This window comes from Microcoleus sp. S28C3, from assembly GCF_036700785.1.
In the GTDB taxonomy this organism is placed as follows: Bacteria; Cyanobacteriota; Cyanobacteriia; order Cyanobacteriales; family Microcoleaceae; genus Microcoleus; species Microcoleus asticus.
In genome coordinates, this window is the sequence record NZ_JAUBPO010000051.1 from 1 (window position 1) to 13,352 (window position 13,352).

General features: G+C 46.5%; 16 protein-coding genes and 2 pseudogenes. 7 read left to right on the forward strand and 11 right to left on the reverse strand.

What is annotated here, in order from left to right; translation table 11 throughout:
* Nucleotides 1–128: 128 nt before the first annotated feature.
* On the reverse strand, nucleotides 129–1,049 hold the full coding sequence (locus QUA13_RS16400; RefSeq protein ID WP_333200113.1) for a glycine betaine ABC transporter substrate-binding protein: 921 nt from the start codon (nucleotides 1,047–1,049) through the stop codon (nucleotides 129–131).
* A gap of 178 nt (nucleotides 1,050–1,227) precedes the next feature.
* Here QUA13_RS16400 and QUA13_RS16405 point away from each other — a divergent pair, with 178 nt between their 5' ends.
* A complete protein-coding gene (locus QUA13_RS16405) occupies nucleotides 1,228–2,595 on the forward strand; it encodes an aldehyde dehydrogenase (protein ID WP_333200114.1) in 1,368 nt (455 codons plus the stop codon).
* Between the two features lie 146 nt (nucleotides 2,596–2,741).
* Here QUA13_RS16405 and QUA13_RS32790 read toward each other — a convergent pair whose 3' ends face one another.
* Entirely contained in the window at nucleotides 2,742–2,912 is a 171-nt protein-coding gene (locus QUA13_RS32790) for a hypothetical protein (RefSeq protein WP_445242720.1), read from the reverse strand.
* 101 nt (nucleotides 2,913–3,013) lie between these two features.
* Between QUA13_RS32790 and QUA13_RS16410 the strand changes: the two are divergent.
* Nucleotides 3,014–3,211: pseudogene (locus tag QUA13_RS16410) on the forward strand (IS1 family transposase); the annotation flags it as partial.
* Between the two features lie 193 nt (nucleotides 3,212–3,404).
* On the opposite strand, the gene QUA13_RS16415 reads toward QUA13_RS16410, so the two are convergent.
* The 5 genes and pseudogenes from QUA13_RS16415 to QUA13_RS16435 form a co-directional block, all read right to left on the reverse strand.
* The gene (locus QUA13_RS16415) at nucleotides 3,405–4,154 is read right to left on the reverse strand and encodes a glucose 1-dehydrogenase (protein WP_333200116.1); all 750 of its coding nucleotides are present in this window, start codon (nucleotides 4,152–4,154) and stop codon (nucleotides 3,405–3,407) included.
* Between the two features lie 155 nt (nucleotides 4,155–4,309).
* Nucleotides 4,310–5,000, reverse strand: a pseudogene (locus tag QUA13_RS16420) (IS1 family transposase).
* 11 nt (nucleotides 5,001–5,011) lie between these two features.
* Nucleotides 5,012–5,350 (reverse strand): tetratricopeptide repeat protein, encoded by a 339-nt coding sequence (locus QUA13_RS16425; RefSeq protein ID WP_333200178.1) that lies wholly within the window; start codon nucleotides 5,348–5,350, stop codon nucleotides 5,012–5,014.
* 3 nt (nucleotides 5,351–5,353) lie between these two features.
* Nucleotides 5,354–5,563 (reverse strand): hypothetical protein, encoded by a 210-nt coding sequence (locus QUA13_RS16430; protein ID WP_333200118.1) that lies wholly within the window; start codon nucleotides 5,561–5,563, stop codon nucleotides 5,354–5,356.
* 116 nt (nucleotides 5,564–5,679) lie between these two features.
* Entirely contained in the window at nucleotides 5,680–5,835 is a 156-nt protein-coding gene (locus tag QUA13_RS16435) for a hypothetical protein (RefSeq protein WP_333200120.1), read from the reverse strand.
* A 105-nt stretch (nucleotides 5,836–5,940) separates the two neighbouring features.
* On the opposite strand from QUA13_RS16435, the gene QUA13_RS16440 reads away from it, so the two are divergent.
* A complete protein-coding gene (locus QUA13_RS16440) occupies nucleotides 5,941–6,291 on the forward strand; it encodes a 4a-hydroxytetrahydrobiopterin dehydratase (RefSeq protein WP_333200122.1) in 351 nt (116 codons plus the stop codon).
* 26 nt (nucleotides 6,292–6,317) lie between these two features.
* Here QUA13_RS16440 and QUA13_RS16445 read toward each other — a convergent pair whose 3' ends face one another.
* Complete coding sequence (locus QUA13_RS16445) at nucleotides 6,318–7,052, reverse strand: response regulator transcription factor (RefSeq protein WP_333200124.1); 735 nt, start codon at nucleotides 7,050–7,052, stop codon at nucleotides 6,318–6,320.
* 227 nt (nucleotides 7,053–7,279) lie between these two features.
* On the opposite strand from QUA13_RS16445, the gene QUA13_RS16450 reads away from it, so the two are divergent.
* Both QUA13_RS16450 and QUA13_RS16455 read left to right on the forward strand, forming a co-directional pair.
* Complete coding sequence (locus QUA13_RS16450) at nucleotides 7,280–7,504, forward strand: hypothetical protein (protein ID WP_333193178.1); 225 nt, start codon at nucleotides 7,280–7,282, stop codon at nucleotides 7,502–7,504.
* Between the two features lie 144 nt (nucleotides 7,505–7,648).
* Nucleotides 7,649–7,897, forward strand: a complete 249-nt coding sequence (locus tag QUA13_RS16455; RefSeq protein WP_172192600.1) for a DUF6761 family protein — start codon at nucleotides 7,649–7,651, stop codon at nucleotides 7,895–7,897.
* A gap of 312 nt (nucleotides 7,898–8,209) precedes the next feature.
* Here the strand turns inward: QUA13_RS16455 and grxD are convergent, their stop codons facing one another.
* The 3 genes from grxD to QUA13_RS16470 all read right to left on the reverse strand — a co-directional run bounded on the left by grxD (nucleotide 8,210) and on the right by QUA13_RS16470 (nucleotide 9,661).
* A complete protein-coding gene (gene grxD / locus QUA13_RS16460) occupies nucleotides 8,210–8,533 on the reverse strand; it encodes a Grx4 family monothiol glutaredoxin (protein ID WP_172192602.1) in 324 nt (107 codons plus the stop codon).
* 201 nt (nucleotides 8,534–8,734) lie between these two features.
* A complete protein-coding gene (locus QUA13_RS16465; RefSeq protein ID WP_172192604.1) occupies nucleotides 8,735–8,995 on the reverse strand; it encodes a BolA family protein in 261 nt (86 codons plus the stop codon).
* 42 nt (nucleotides 8,996–9,037) lie between these two features.
* Complete coding sequence (locus QUA13_RS16470) at nucleotides 9,038–9,661, reverse strand: hypothetical protein (protein ID WP_172192606.1); 624 nt, start codon at nucleotides 9,659–9,661, stop codon at nucleotides 9,038–9,040.
* A 340-nt stretch (nucleotides 9,662–10,001) separates the two neighbouring features.
* Between QUA13_RS16470 and QUA13_RS16475 the strand changes: the two genes are divergently transcribed.
* Complete coding sequence (locus QUA13_RS16475; protein ID WP_333200126.1) at nucleotides 10,002–10,400, forward strand: transcriptional regulator; 399 nt, start codon at nucleotides 10,002–10,004, stop codon at nucleotides 10,398–10,400.
* A 149-nt stretch (nucleotides 10,401–10,549) separates the two neighbouring features.
* On the forward strand, nucleotides 10,550–12,877 hold the full coding sequence (locus QUA13_RS16480; RefSeq protein ID WP_333200128.1) for a S8 family serine peptidase: 2,328 nt from the start codon (nucleotides 10,550–10,552) through the stop codon (nucleotides 12,875–12,877).
* Nucleotides 12,878–13,352: the final 475 nt, after the last annotated feature.

The window sequence follows — 13,352 nt, forward strand, 5'->3', positions numbered from 1 at the left end:
AATTAATAATTAAATGGAGTCGCAAAATCAAAAATAAGGGTAATGCTTGTATCACAGTTTAAATGTGCAACAGCTTAGTATAGCTAACCACAATACGGTTCGGCAAACAGCCAGAGCAATGAAACCCTTTATTTCGCCGGAGTTACTGGCTTTGAGTCGCCCAACTTTTGCTGCAAAAACTCCCGCGCCACTTGTCGTGATTCCTGCTGTTCCCCGTCAACTTGATAGTTTAGTTTCCGCATATCTTCCTCGGAGATTTTGCCGCCCAATTCTGCGAGAACTTGACGCAATTCTGGGTATTTTTCCAAAATTTGCGATCGCACAACCGGAACTGCTTCGTAGGGCGGGAAATATTTCTTGTCATCTTTGAGAACTACTAAACCTAAACTTTGAATCAAACCGTCCGTCGTATTACCAGCAATCACATCTACTTCTTTTCGTTGCAGCGCTTGATAAAGCAATCCTAACAGCAATTCCTTCGGTTGTTCTCGAAATTTAATCCCGTAAGTTTTAGCCAATCCGGGCAATCCATCTTCTCTCTCGTTAAATTCTGGCCCGAAACCAGCCCGGAGGTTAGGTGAAGCTTTCCCAAGTTGCGAGAGAGTTTGTAAATTGAGTTTTTTGGCATCGTCTCTCCGCAAAATTATCGCAAAACTGTTATTAAATCCCAGCGGTTCCGTCCATTCTGCTTTAAACTGTTTGGGATATTCTTGTTTGAGGTAATCGAGGACTTTTTTGGGGTCAGAAATCGGTTTTTGTTTCAGTATGTTGGCGTAAGCAGTACCCGTGTATTCGACGTACAAGTCGATTTTACCTGCGGTTAGGGATTGATGGCAAAGCGAACCTCCGAGATTCTGTTCTTGTTTTACTTTGATATCTGTTTTAGCTTCGATGTGCTGTGCTAAAATTTCTGCGAGAATGGCTTGTTCGGTAAAGTCTTTCGAGCAGATGACAACTTGCTTTTGGGGCTTAGAGGTACATCCTGCTACTGCAAACAAACAAAGCAGCCAGCAGGAATAGAAAAAAAAATCGTTCTTAGATATTTTCATCAGCCAACTCCGTTGTCAGTTCCACAATTATTAGCTTCTAATTTATAGCATTTATCAATGATTTGTAAAGGTAAGAAGCCGGACTTCTTCAAGAAGTCGCGGCTCTAACACCGATCGCACTTTACCCAAGTTCCGTTTTCCTGTTGTAACATTTATTGATAGACATGGAGGACTAAATATGGTAATCAGAGTCAGCGATATTATCCAGCAGCAGCGGCAATTTTTTGCAACTGGGAAAACTAAGGATGTGGATTTTCGGATCGAACAACTCAAGAATCTCAAAAGTGCGATCGCTTCCAATCAATCACGAATTGTGGATGCTGTCAAGGCTGATTTGAACAGGCCGGAGTACGAGGCTTACTTTGAAATTGCTACGATCGCAGAAGTTAATTATGCCATCAAAAACGTTAAATCCTGGGCCAAGCCGAAAAAAGTGCCTACTTCGATCGACCAATTCCCCGCATCGGCCCGCATTTACCCAGAACCTTTGGGCGTTGTTTTAATCATCGGGCCTTGGAATTACCCATTTCAGCTAATGATATCACCCTTGGTCGGGGCGATCGCCGCCGGCAACTGCGCCATCCTCAAACCTTCAGAAATCGCCTCGCACACGTCGGCAGTTGTCGCCGACATGATTACCAAAACCTTCGATCCCGCCTACGTAGCCGCCGTCGAAGGAGGAGTCGAAATCAGCCAACAATTATTAGCCGAAAAATTCGACCACATCTTCTTTACAGGCGGCACAAAAATCGGTAGAATAGTGATGGAAGCCGCCGCCAAACACCTGACACCTGTGACATTAGAATTGGGCGGCAAAACTCCTTGCATTGTAGACTCAGATATTCAAGTTGAATACACTGCTAAACGCATTGCGTGGGGCAAATTCATCAATGCCGGTCAAACTTGTATCGCCCCAGATTACCTGTTAGTTGATAAAAAAGTTAAACCCGATTTGATGCAGGCAATTAAAACAGCAATTCACGGATTTTACGGCGACGATCCGCAGAAAAGTCCCGACTATTCCCGAATTATCAATCAGCATCATTTAGGACGTTTGGCAGAGTTTATCAAAGACGGAGAAGTTGTCGTCGGCGGTCAAACAAACCCCGAAGATAAATATATTGCACCGACGGTTCTGGACAAGGTTTCCTGGGATGCGCCTGTGATGAAGGATGAGATTTTCGGGCCGATTTTGCCAGTTTTGGAGTATGATGATTTCGGGGAGGCGATCGCCCAAATCAACGCCCGTCCCAAACCCCTAGCTTTGTATTTGTTCTCGAAGGATAAAGAGAAACAAGAGCGAGTTTTGCGGGAAACTTCTTCGGGGGGAGTTTGTCTCAACGACACGGTTATGCAAATCGGAGTAACAAGTTTACCTTTTGGCGGAGTTGGCGACAGCGGCATCGGCACCTATCACGGCAAAGCAAGTTTTGACACTTTTTCGCATCAAAAAAGCGTGCTGCAAAAGTCATTTTTACTTGACTTAAAATGGCGGTACGCTCCCTATCTAGGTAAGTTGGATTTGATTAAGAAAGTTATCGGTTGATATTGCCTAAGCACCAGCTTCCCCCTCACCCCCGAGGGCTGTTTCATTCTCCCGAAGTCCGGCAGGGGTTTCAACCCCTGCCGGACTCAATGTTTGACGTGTTTGTTGTTAGCAAAGATCGCCTCATTCAATCCGATGTCCCTGTTCTAATCGGTGCTGTGCCATTCTCGATCGATTCTCTCCAAATCCTTGGCGGCTCCCAATTGTTGAAAAATTTGATGTGCTGTATCGTAATGTTGTTGAGCAACTTCTGTGTTGCCGCGCTTTCGCTCAAGGCGTGCTAAATCGTAGTTAACTGCGGCAATATACCAAGTCATCCCCTGTTTTTGCATTTTTCCTAAAGCTTCTGTTAACAGTTGTTCTGCTGTATCTAGATTGCCTCTACGGAGTTCATTGTCTCCCAGACAGCCGATCGACTTTGCCAGATGGAGATCAGATCCCACCGCAAGACTTACATGACCAGGGTAGAAGGTTAAAACACACTGTTACGACATTACGCAAGCCCGACTGCATCGCCAGACACTTTGTTATTCATGCGTCAGAGGAAATGCTGAGACACTCGATCGGATTGTTGCTACACTACCTCAAGTTCTGGGATTTGCCGATTCCTCAATGATTCATGACATCATTCAGCAACGCCAAATTGGCATTGCTGAAAAGTAATGATTTTCTTACGTAGGAATTTGCTTTTGAAATAGCTAAATCATTACCAAATCAGCAATGCCTTGCATGGAATGATGCCGACTGCGGTTAGGATGCTTTAGCTTGGCGCTGTACTTCGTATAAAGAAAAATGCAACGCCGTTAAAGCTAGCGAAACCCACCCGAAATGTACAGCGTTTCCCCAGTAATCAATCCTGAATCGGAGGATGCGAAGAAAACGACAGCGGGTGCGATGTCCTGCGGCTGTGCGATGCGACCAAGCGGGGTTAGGGCTTCAGTCTGTTTGTGGACTTCGCTCTCAATAATTCCGGCTGTGTGAGTGCCCTCCGTTTCCACCAGGCCAGGATTGACGGCATTGACGCGGATCTGGCGTGAACCTAGCTCTTTGGCGAGGGACTTCGTGATGGCATCGACAGCGGCTTTGGTGGCGTTATAGACGGCGTACTTCGCAGGCGCGAGGGTACTGAAGATCGAACTGACATTAATGATGCTGCCGCCCGCAGATCCAAATTGCTTTACTGCTTGTTGTGAGGTGAGGATTAATCCCAGCACATTGACATTGAACTGGTTGTGGAAGTGTTCTTCGGTGATGTCTTCCAGTAGGGAAACTTCATAAATGCCGGCATTATTGACCAAGATATCTAGCTTGCCGAATGCTTGCTGTGTCTCTGAAAAAAGATGTTCAATCTCTGCCTTTTTAGCAACATTTGCCTGGACTGCGATCGCCTTACCGCCTGCGCTGGTAATTTCATCAACCACGCGATCGGCCCCTTCTTTGCTTGATGAATAGTTAACGACAACTGCTGCACCTTCGGCTGCTAGATGTTTGGCGATCGCGGCACCAATACCTTTAGACGCACCTGTGACGACTGCGATTTTTCCTTCTAGTTTTTTCATGGTTATTAAGTGTTGTGGTTGTTGAGTTTGACCAAGCTAAGTAGTTGGACAGAATTAATTACACAAAATAGAATCTGAAATTCTCTTCCTGTGAGCCTTGCAAAATTATATCCGTGTAAATATTTCTGTCCGGCGTTGCTGAATGATGCCATGAATCATTGAGGAATCGGCAAATCCCAGAACTTGAGGTAGTGTAGCAACAATCCGATCGAGTGTCTCAGCATTTCCTCTGACGCATGAATAACAAAGTGTCTGGCGATGCAGTCGGGCTTGCGTAATGTCGTAACAGTGTGTTTTAACCTTCTACCCTGGTCATGTAAGTCTTGCGGTGGGATCTGATCTCCATCTGGCATAAATCCTGGATAGACTGACGGGCCGTCCGCGACATAAAAATAACAATTCCATGTTGTTATAAGCTCCCACAAGGGGGCAAAGTCTTCGCACGCTCGGTCGCCCAAAACCCACCCTAAGATTCCTGGCTTAAAGTGGTCTACTGCTGTCGGCAACCAGATTTTTTTTTGACCTTACAAAAATTTCTAGTTCATCCAACTCCCCCACTTCTGGAGTGGTCTCTGGGTCTAACGGCGAACGGTAGGCGCTCTCCTACTTGTCTGACAATTAATGACGGTGGTGTGATGGACTCCTGTGACGCGCTCAATACCTCGAAATCCCATGCCGTTGACATATATTTTCTTTCATTGCGCTTTAATTTCATCTGAGTATCCTTTGGAGATTGTGTAAACATCAATAAACTGACGATGACAATCGACACAAATATGATCAGTGCTTCCCTCTCATCTTGCCATTTTTACGGATATGGCTGGAGCCACATTCAGGACATTTCATTAGATTTAACCTCAATTCATATCACTATTATGCAACGCCGCCAAAGATTGCTGGTAGAGTCTCTCTGCTTCATCCCACTTGCCATGACATCGCTCGATATCCCCCAACGGTCCCCAAGAATATGTCATGCCTTCGCGATCGCCCAATTCTGTTTTAATTTCCAAACATTGTCGGTAGAGTTTCTCAGCTTCATCCCATTTGCCACGACGTTCTTCTATATATCCCAACATCCCTAATGAAGTAGCAATACCACTCAGATTATCTTCTTCTTGTGATATTGATAACGCATATTTAAAAAATTTTTCTGCTAAATCCAAATTTCCAAAATTTAGATGAATTGCACCTATAATTTTTCAACAAAAGGAACGCTCGCGCTCGTCAACATGAGGTAATATTTTTTCGTACAACTCTTGGAGTAAAGTCCAATATCCCCATCTTTTGAGATAGTAATTCAAACTATACTTGATTGACAAATATGCTTTCCTGTAATTGCCCAACTGAAACGCAAAATGTTGAGATTCTATAACATCTTGTAAATCTTCTAAAGTTTGAGGATTATTCATAATTTTACCAGTCTGGCTACCCGTGGATAAGTCTTATTCAATTGACAAAAAAGTATCGCTGTAGTAAAATCGCTACTCAAATGCGATTTTGAGTACCTCAAGTGAAAAAAATCTTATCATTTCTGACCGTCCAGCGATCGCCTCTGCCTCCTTTGCTGGTTTCGTTCCATCCAGCTACTTGCTGCGACTAGAAACTTTAAAACTGGGAATGCTTCTGCTAACAAATAGTTCAAATACAAGGATTGCTCATCTTTTGTATGAACGATTTTCATCACAATGTCTACTTAACTCTTAACGGACTGTAGCTCTGTTCTAAGTCATTCAGATTAGAAAATGTTTATAATATCTTTTAGCATCTGAGCGCGAACAAGCCATTTATGGAACCTTTAGCAAAAGAACGCTGTGCCGCCTGCCGCCCAAACTCTCCCCGCGTCACAGCTTACGAAATTGTCCAACTCAAACCTCACATTCCCGACTGGAATTTCATCGAAAAAAATGGCATTCCCCAAATAGAACGCACCTACAAATTCCCGGATTTCAAAAGTGCGATCGCCTTTACAAACAGCGTCGGCGAAGCAGCAGAAATCGAAGGCCATCACCCCGCACTGTTAACCGAGTGGGGAAAAGTTACCGTTACTTGGTGGACTCACGCGATTTCTGGACTGCATCGCAATGATTTTATTATGGCGGCGAAAACCGATGCGATCGCCAATCGATTCCCAACATAAAATCCGACTTATAGCCCGATCGTAGTCTAAGAAAGCACCGCCCTGGGCACTGGGGAATGCGGTTGATTGGCATTATTCAACAACTCCAGATTCAGTCGGTAGCCGACATTCCGTACAGTTTGAATCAGGCTCGGCTGTCGCGGGTCGATTTCGATTTTTTTACGCAGAGAGAGTACGTGAGTGTCGATCGTCCGGGGGTTATCAATAGCATCGGGCCAGGCCCGCCGCAGCAAATCCGAGCGCGACAGCGGCACTCCTCCAGCTTGAGCCAGCACGTACAGCAAGCTAAATTCCTGGGGAGTCAGCTCGATATGTTCCTCGTACAACCTCACTCGGCGCTGCACCAAATCAATTTTCAGCAGCCCGCACTCCAGCGTCGCCGGCGGTATCATCGTGCGGTTGCGGCGCATCAGAGCCTCCACTCTGGCCATAAACTCTTGCATCCCAAAGGGTTTAGTCAGGTAATCGTCTGCCCCCGCCTTCAAACCTTCAACAATATCCGATTCCGAATTCCGCGCCGACAGCATCAAAATCAGCGACTGCTGCTGCTGTTGCAGCCAGCGGCAAAATTCCAAACCGTCCCCATCAGGCAATTGGGCATCCAGAATGACTAGGGTTGGCTGGCGGCTGAAAAATATTTCCCTAGCGTGACTGATATCCGCTGACTGGTGCACCCAGTGACCCACTTGCTGTAGATGCCAGCCCAAGAGCGATCGCAGGTGCGGATTCCCTTCAACAATTGAAATACTTGCAGATTCCACAGAGGCGAGCTTCCCTTATCACTAATGGCTACCAGGTTAACAGAGCTTTTGTCAAGGTTTTGTAACCAGCGCTACTCAAGCATTAGCTCCGTTTAAAGCGGAGAACAAACCGAGGGGATGAATTTAAAAAATTTGGTCAATTTGGGCTCGTCAGTCCGCAGAAAGGTTAAATCATTCTGGCGATGAGCTTACAATGAAAATAAGACAGTGTAAAGCAGATCGATCTTATGCCCCAACCGCCTGCTACAACCGAACCCCCCGGCCCAGCCGCCACCCATAGGAGGTTGACAAATCGCGCAACTGAAACTAAAATTCCTCCAACCGTTCGCTCGGTAGCCGGAAGACTCACCCACTTTGACCGCAAAATTCAGCAACATCCCGACTCAATTAAACGCACGGCGGATTATCTAGGTGCGCGCAAAAAAGTCGAGCCACTGCATTGCAGCGAGTGAAATTTTTTATGGAGGGTAGCCTGTTGAGCAGGGTAAAAACTTTTATTTAGAAATAGCCTCAAGCTGAGCCAATCAGCATCAATCGAGGCCGTTCCTAAATCCCGCCGTCATTATACAAACCACAAAGGATTTCAACCTCACACCATGCTACAAGACACCCAAACAATCAGGCACTACCAAAAACTCACCGACGCCCTCGTCGAAATGTGGAATAGAGGTTATCGCTTTGATGACCTGCGGCTTTACTTAGATGGCTATTTAGCAGCCCTGCGGCATTCCAACGGTCTGGAACCCTATCTGATTCACAGACTAGAGGAAGAAGCAGCGCGTTACATTCACGACCCATCCAATTTTGCAATGCCACAGACACAAACTGAATCAGACTACTATTAATACCAAATTCGGTTTAATAAACCCGCTGATTATTGGGTAATTGGTAATAGCTTTTTTGATACCCACAGCTATTACCAGAATGATTGAAGGGCTCAGAAAATCCAGTTTTGGTATAAAAGTTCAGTCAGGAAGTTGCAAGCTGTAGTTTCAAAATTGATGTTTAGTAGGGCGGGCCGTGTCCGCCCTACTGTTGTTAAAGTTAGAAATTTGGGAAAATTTTGAGTTCCGAACTAAGATTTTTTTCAGTCTTTCACCCCAAAATTAAAACTCAAAACTCAAAACTCACAACTTTCTACTTTCCCTTCCTTGTATTTAAGAAGCCAAAGCGACTTCTACAACTTCTTGCAATTCGCCCTTTTGATACATCTCGATCATAATATCCGAGCCGCCAATAAACTCCCCGTTGATATAGACTTGGGGAATTGTCGGCCATTGGGAATACTCTTTAACGCCTTGACGAATTTCCTGGTCTGCCAAAACATCAACAGTTTCGTAAGGCACTCCCAAAGTATTGAGAATTTGCACCACAGTATTAGAAAAACCGCACTGGGGCATTAACTTATTGCCCTTCATAAACACCATGATTTTGTTTTGCTTAACCAACTCGTCAATTCTTTCATGTGCTGCTGTAGTCATGGTAGCTCCTAATATTGTTTGAAAATTTTTCAACGTTGACTGACGCAGAAACCGGGTTTTTTACGAAAATCTTTCGTTACAGCCATAGATTCCGGTTAAAAAACCCGGTTTCTTTGGTTTTCGTGCGTAAGTGCAGCAGTTGTCTCGCAAGCAACTCTTGACACCAGCACCAACTTGTGATACCCAATTGCTACTCAACAATTAAGCAACTTGACTTTTCGCTTCCCATTCTGCGGGAGTTAAGGTTTCCAAGCCCAAAGCGTGGATGGCTTCACTAGCCATTGCCTGTTTGAGAGCGCCGTAGACGAGTTGGTGCTGCTGTACTCGGCTTTTTCCTTCAAAGGCTGCAGAGACTACTCTCGCCTGATAGTGGTCGCCGCCGCCGGTCAAATCGTCAACTTGTATTTTAGCGTCGGGCAACCCTGCCTTAATCATTTCTGCTACTTGAGACGGTGTAACCATAGGTTTCTCTGATAAACGGCTGTAATTTAGATTTTAGGGGAACTATTTGGTCGATGAGCTCGGTTGACTGCTGGCAGGCCGGGGAAAGGGCGAATCCACAAAACCCAATTCCAGTAACTGCTGGTAAGCTTTCTTGCCCAAGTCGCGAGTTGGCTGCTGCGATCGAATAATCTGAATCAGCAGAGGCACAGCCAGTTCGGGCTTATTTTGCGCCCGGTGTACCAACGCCAGGCGGTAGGTAGCTTCGTCGCGCATTTGGGCTGTTTCTACAGCTTTGGTGCGGTGGCTTTCGGCCAAGCGGATGTCAATTCCGGCAAAACTGCTCCCCAGTTGTTGGTAGAAGTTGGATAGTTGATTGAAAATTTGGCGGGATTCTTGGAGTTTTTGAGTAGCGAGTGCGTAATTCTGATCGGAAATAGCACTGCTGGCTTCTGTCATCAAACGCTGACCTCCCTGGACACTCAGCAGGCTGCTGTCTTGCGTTAGAGGGCGGAGATTGTTGGGGTCTGTGGGGTCGTCGGCGGGTTCGACTTGCGGTTGGTTCTCTGGCGCAGAAGGTTGTTGTGCTTGGACTTGGAGCGGTTGCAACAGGGTAAAAGCTGCGATCGCCCCGATCGTAATCCGGGCAGTGGAGCGAAGCCAGCAAACAGTTCCAGAGTATACCATGAAATTACTTTGCGCCTGTGCGCTTTAAAAAAATATTTAGCTTGAGCCGATCTTACCATTGGCGATCGCAACCGGCTAAGTGTAAACCAAATTTTTTGAAATGTCAAAGGGTTCGATCGATTTTGGATTTTAGATTTTGGATTTTAGATTTTGGATTTTAGATTTTGCATGGAACAAGGAAATCGCGGGGGATGGGACAGATCCCGGCAATCTAGTCCTGGACGCAGAAATCGGTTTTTTTTACCTAAATACTGCCTTTGAGGCATTAAAAATGGTGGAAAACCCGGTTTCTTTGGTTTTGATGGGTAAGTTCCGATCTAATTCAACAATCGAACGAACCATGAATCTCGCCATTGGAAGAACAGCTTACGGTCAACTGCTGGCGAAATCGCTGCCTAAGCCCATCCTGAATCAAGAAAATTATGAGTTCGCCCTCGCAGAAGTCGAATCCCTAATGTCCCAGGAAGAATTAACTCTAGAAGAAGAAACTTTACTGAGTCTCTGGGCGCTGTTAATCGAAGAATACGAAGCCAAATATTACCCATTTCCAGAAGCGAATCCCCAGGATATTCTATTAGATCTCATCGAAGTTCGCGAACTCAAACAAGCCGATTTAGTGGGCGTGATTGGGTCAAAAGGAGTCGTTTCTGAGGTGGTTAATGGCAAACGGGCGATTAGCAAGGCGCAAGCTAAGGCGCTGGGAGAATTTTTCAACGTTAATCCTGGTGTGTTTATTTGAGGGGACTTGCTGAATCATTGTTAATAAGCCTTTTACAGGCGGGCTAGGAGGAACGGCCCACAATAAAATTCAGTTTTTGTGGAACAGGCATCCTGTCTGTCCTTGAGAATATAGTAAGACTGGATTAAAATTAAACAAAAGCATTTCTGATGGTACAACCCAGCAAACCCACCTCCGAGACTCTCCAAAACTATCAAGGAATTGGAGTCCCCGATGAAAGTCTGGCAGTGATTTTGCAGCGCGGCGGCGATGAATTGCTGCTGTCAAAAGCGGACGATCGCTTTACAGTCCGCCCCTCATCAACAGCATCAGCCTCAAACGATTGGGCTGCAACAACTGGGGCAAAACTCAACCGTCGCGTCGGCCAAAGCAATCTCGAAGAATATCTCGTTGCGCCCGATCGCCTAGAAGCAGCAATGCAAGCAGCCCGCGCCAGCGATGCCGTAGCTTTTGCCAGCCACGTCTATTGCCCCGCGAACAATCCGAGTACATTCTTTTATTTAACCGACCAAATTACCATTCAATTTGGCGAACAAGTAGACGAACAATCGCGAAAGGCGATCGCCAATGCAGCAGCTTTAAAAATAGTCCGGCCAGTAGAAGGAATTCCCAACACATTCGTCTGCGAAGTCACCAAACAAGCAACAGAAAACCCGGTCAAAATTGCCAACCGCCTGACAAGATATCCAGAAGTTTTGATCGCCGAACCCAACATTTTAGTAGAGACGCAGCAGCATTACACGCCCCGCGATCCGCTTTATCCCAAACAGTGGTATCTCAATAACAAAGGCGGCAAGGAACTTGTCGGCGGTGCTCAAATTTATGCCGAACCAGCTTGGGACATGACTCGCGGAGTTCGATCGATCGTAATTGCGATCGCCGACGATTCAGTTGACATCACCCACCCAGATTTTCAAGGCCAAGGCAAAATCGTCTCACCCATCGATTTCAAAGACGGCGACACTTCCCCCATGCCAGTCGCAGACTCAGACAACCACGGCACAAGTTGTGCCGGCGTCGCCGTTGCTGAAGAAAACGGCAAAGGGATTGTCGGCGTCGCCCCCGGCTGCGCCCTGATGCCCATCCGTACCACGGGTTTTCTCGATGACGATTCTGTCGAAAAAATGTTTAATTGGGCGATCGAAAAAGGTGCCGCCGTCATTTCTTGCAGTTGGGGGCCTTCAGCAGTTTACTATCCCCTTTCCCTGCGGCAGAGTGCGGTCATCACCAAAGCAGCAACCCAAGGGCGGGGCGGCAGAGGCTGCGTTATTCTGTTCGCTGCGGGCAATGCCAACCGCCCAGTCAACGGTACTGTTAACGAAAAAGGCTGGCCCAACAACGTCCTGGGCGGTCAAACTAGATGGCTGGCAGGATTTGCCGTTCACCCAGACGTAATTGCCGTCAGCGCTTCCACTTCTCTCAACAAAAAAGCAGCTTACAGCAATTGGGGCACCAGCATCTCGGTTTGCGCCCCCAGCAACAACGCGCCGCCGGGAACTTGGTTGCCAGAAACCGGATTTATCGGCACGCCGCCGGAGGTGACGCAGTATTTGCCCGGTTTGGGGGTGTTTACTGCCGATCGAGTCGGTACTCAAGGCTACGATGGGGGGGACTATACTGATACTTTTGGCGGTACTTCCAGCGCCACTCCAGTAGTCGCTGGGGTTGCAGGGTTGATACTTTCGGCTAACCCCCGTTTGACGGCGCGGGAAGTGCGGGGAATTCTCGAACAAACTGCTGAGAAAATTGTCGATCCCGATCCCGATCCCCAGTTGGGCAATCGCATGGGAAATTACGATCCTAACAACGGCCGCAGCGATTGGTTTGGTTACGGGAAAGTGAATGCTTTTAAAGCTGTGCAAGCTGCGGTGAGAAAGGGTGGCGGCAATCCGAATATTGGGGGTGCGGTGTTCAGCGATATTTCTGGACATTGGGCACAGAAGTTTATTGAAGCTTTGGCTGCGGCGAATATAATTAGCGGTTTTCCTGACGGTTCTTTTAGGCCTGATGACAGTTTAAACCGCGCTCAATATGCGGCGCTGTTGGTGAGTGCGTTTAGTCCGATTCCGAGGGTGCCGGCTACAAATTTTATTGATGTTTCTGCTAGTTTTTGGGCGAGAAGTGCGATCGAACGGGCAAATCGGGGGGGGTTTTTGGCGGGGTTTCCGGGGTTGAAGTTCGGCCCGAATCAGAATTTGACTAAGGCTGAGGCGATCGTGTCTTTGGTTAACGGTTTGGAACTGAAGGGCGGCAATCCTGATTCTTTGAAAGTTTACATCGATCGCTCTCAAATTCCTAATTATGCTTTGAGTGCGATCGCCACAGCAACTGCTTTGAAGATTGTGGTTAATTATCCTTCCCGGGATTGGCTTTCGCCGCAGCGGGATATTACCCGCGCTGAGATTTCGGTTTTGATTTACCAGACTTTGGTGGCGATTAATCGGGCAAAGGCGATCGATTCTCCTTACATTGTGTAGCTAAGAACAGTAAAACTGGTTCGATCGTTCGGACTTCAGTCCTCATAAAATCCGAGGACTGAAGCCGCTATAATTCGCGGCGAGTCAAAACACTTTGTGCGTAAGTCCTAACGAAGCGATCGCTTTTTTGATGATAGCTTTACATATCGAGTTACTTTCCCGGAAATCCAGGGTTTCAGACTGCGAATTAAAAACTGTCCGGACTATTGCAATAAGATGAGTTACATCTGCAGAATATGAGCCAAAACTGCGCGTAGTGAATCAGAGAGATTGGGAAAGCCGATTGTCAAGGTGAATGAATTTTTGTAAAGGTTTGGGCAAATCGCGAACATTACTGTGGAACAGACCTATATAATAACCAAATTACCCGTCAAGCCAAGACTTTCGATCGAAATCATTAATTAATAGACTCTTTTCACTCATTTTGAAAATAGGCAAAACTTTTGCGTTCGGATACTCAAGATGCCTCTTTTGA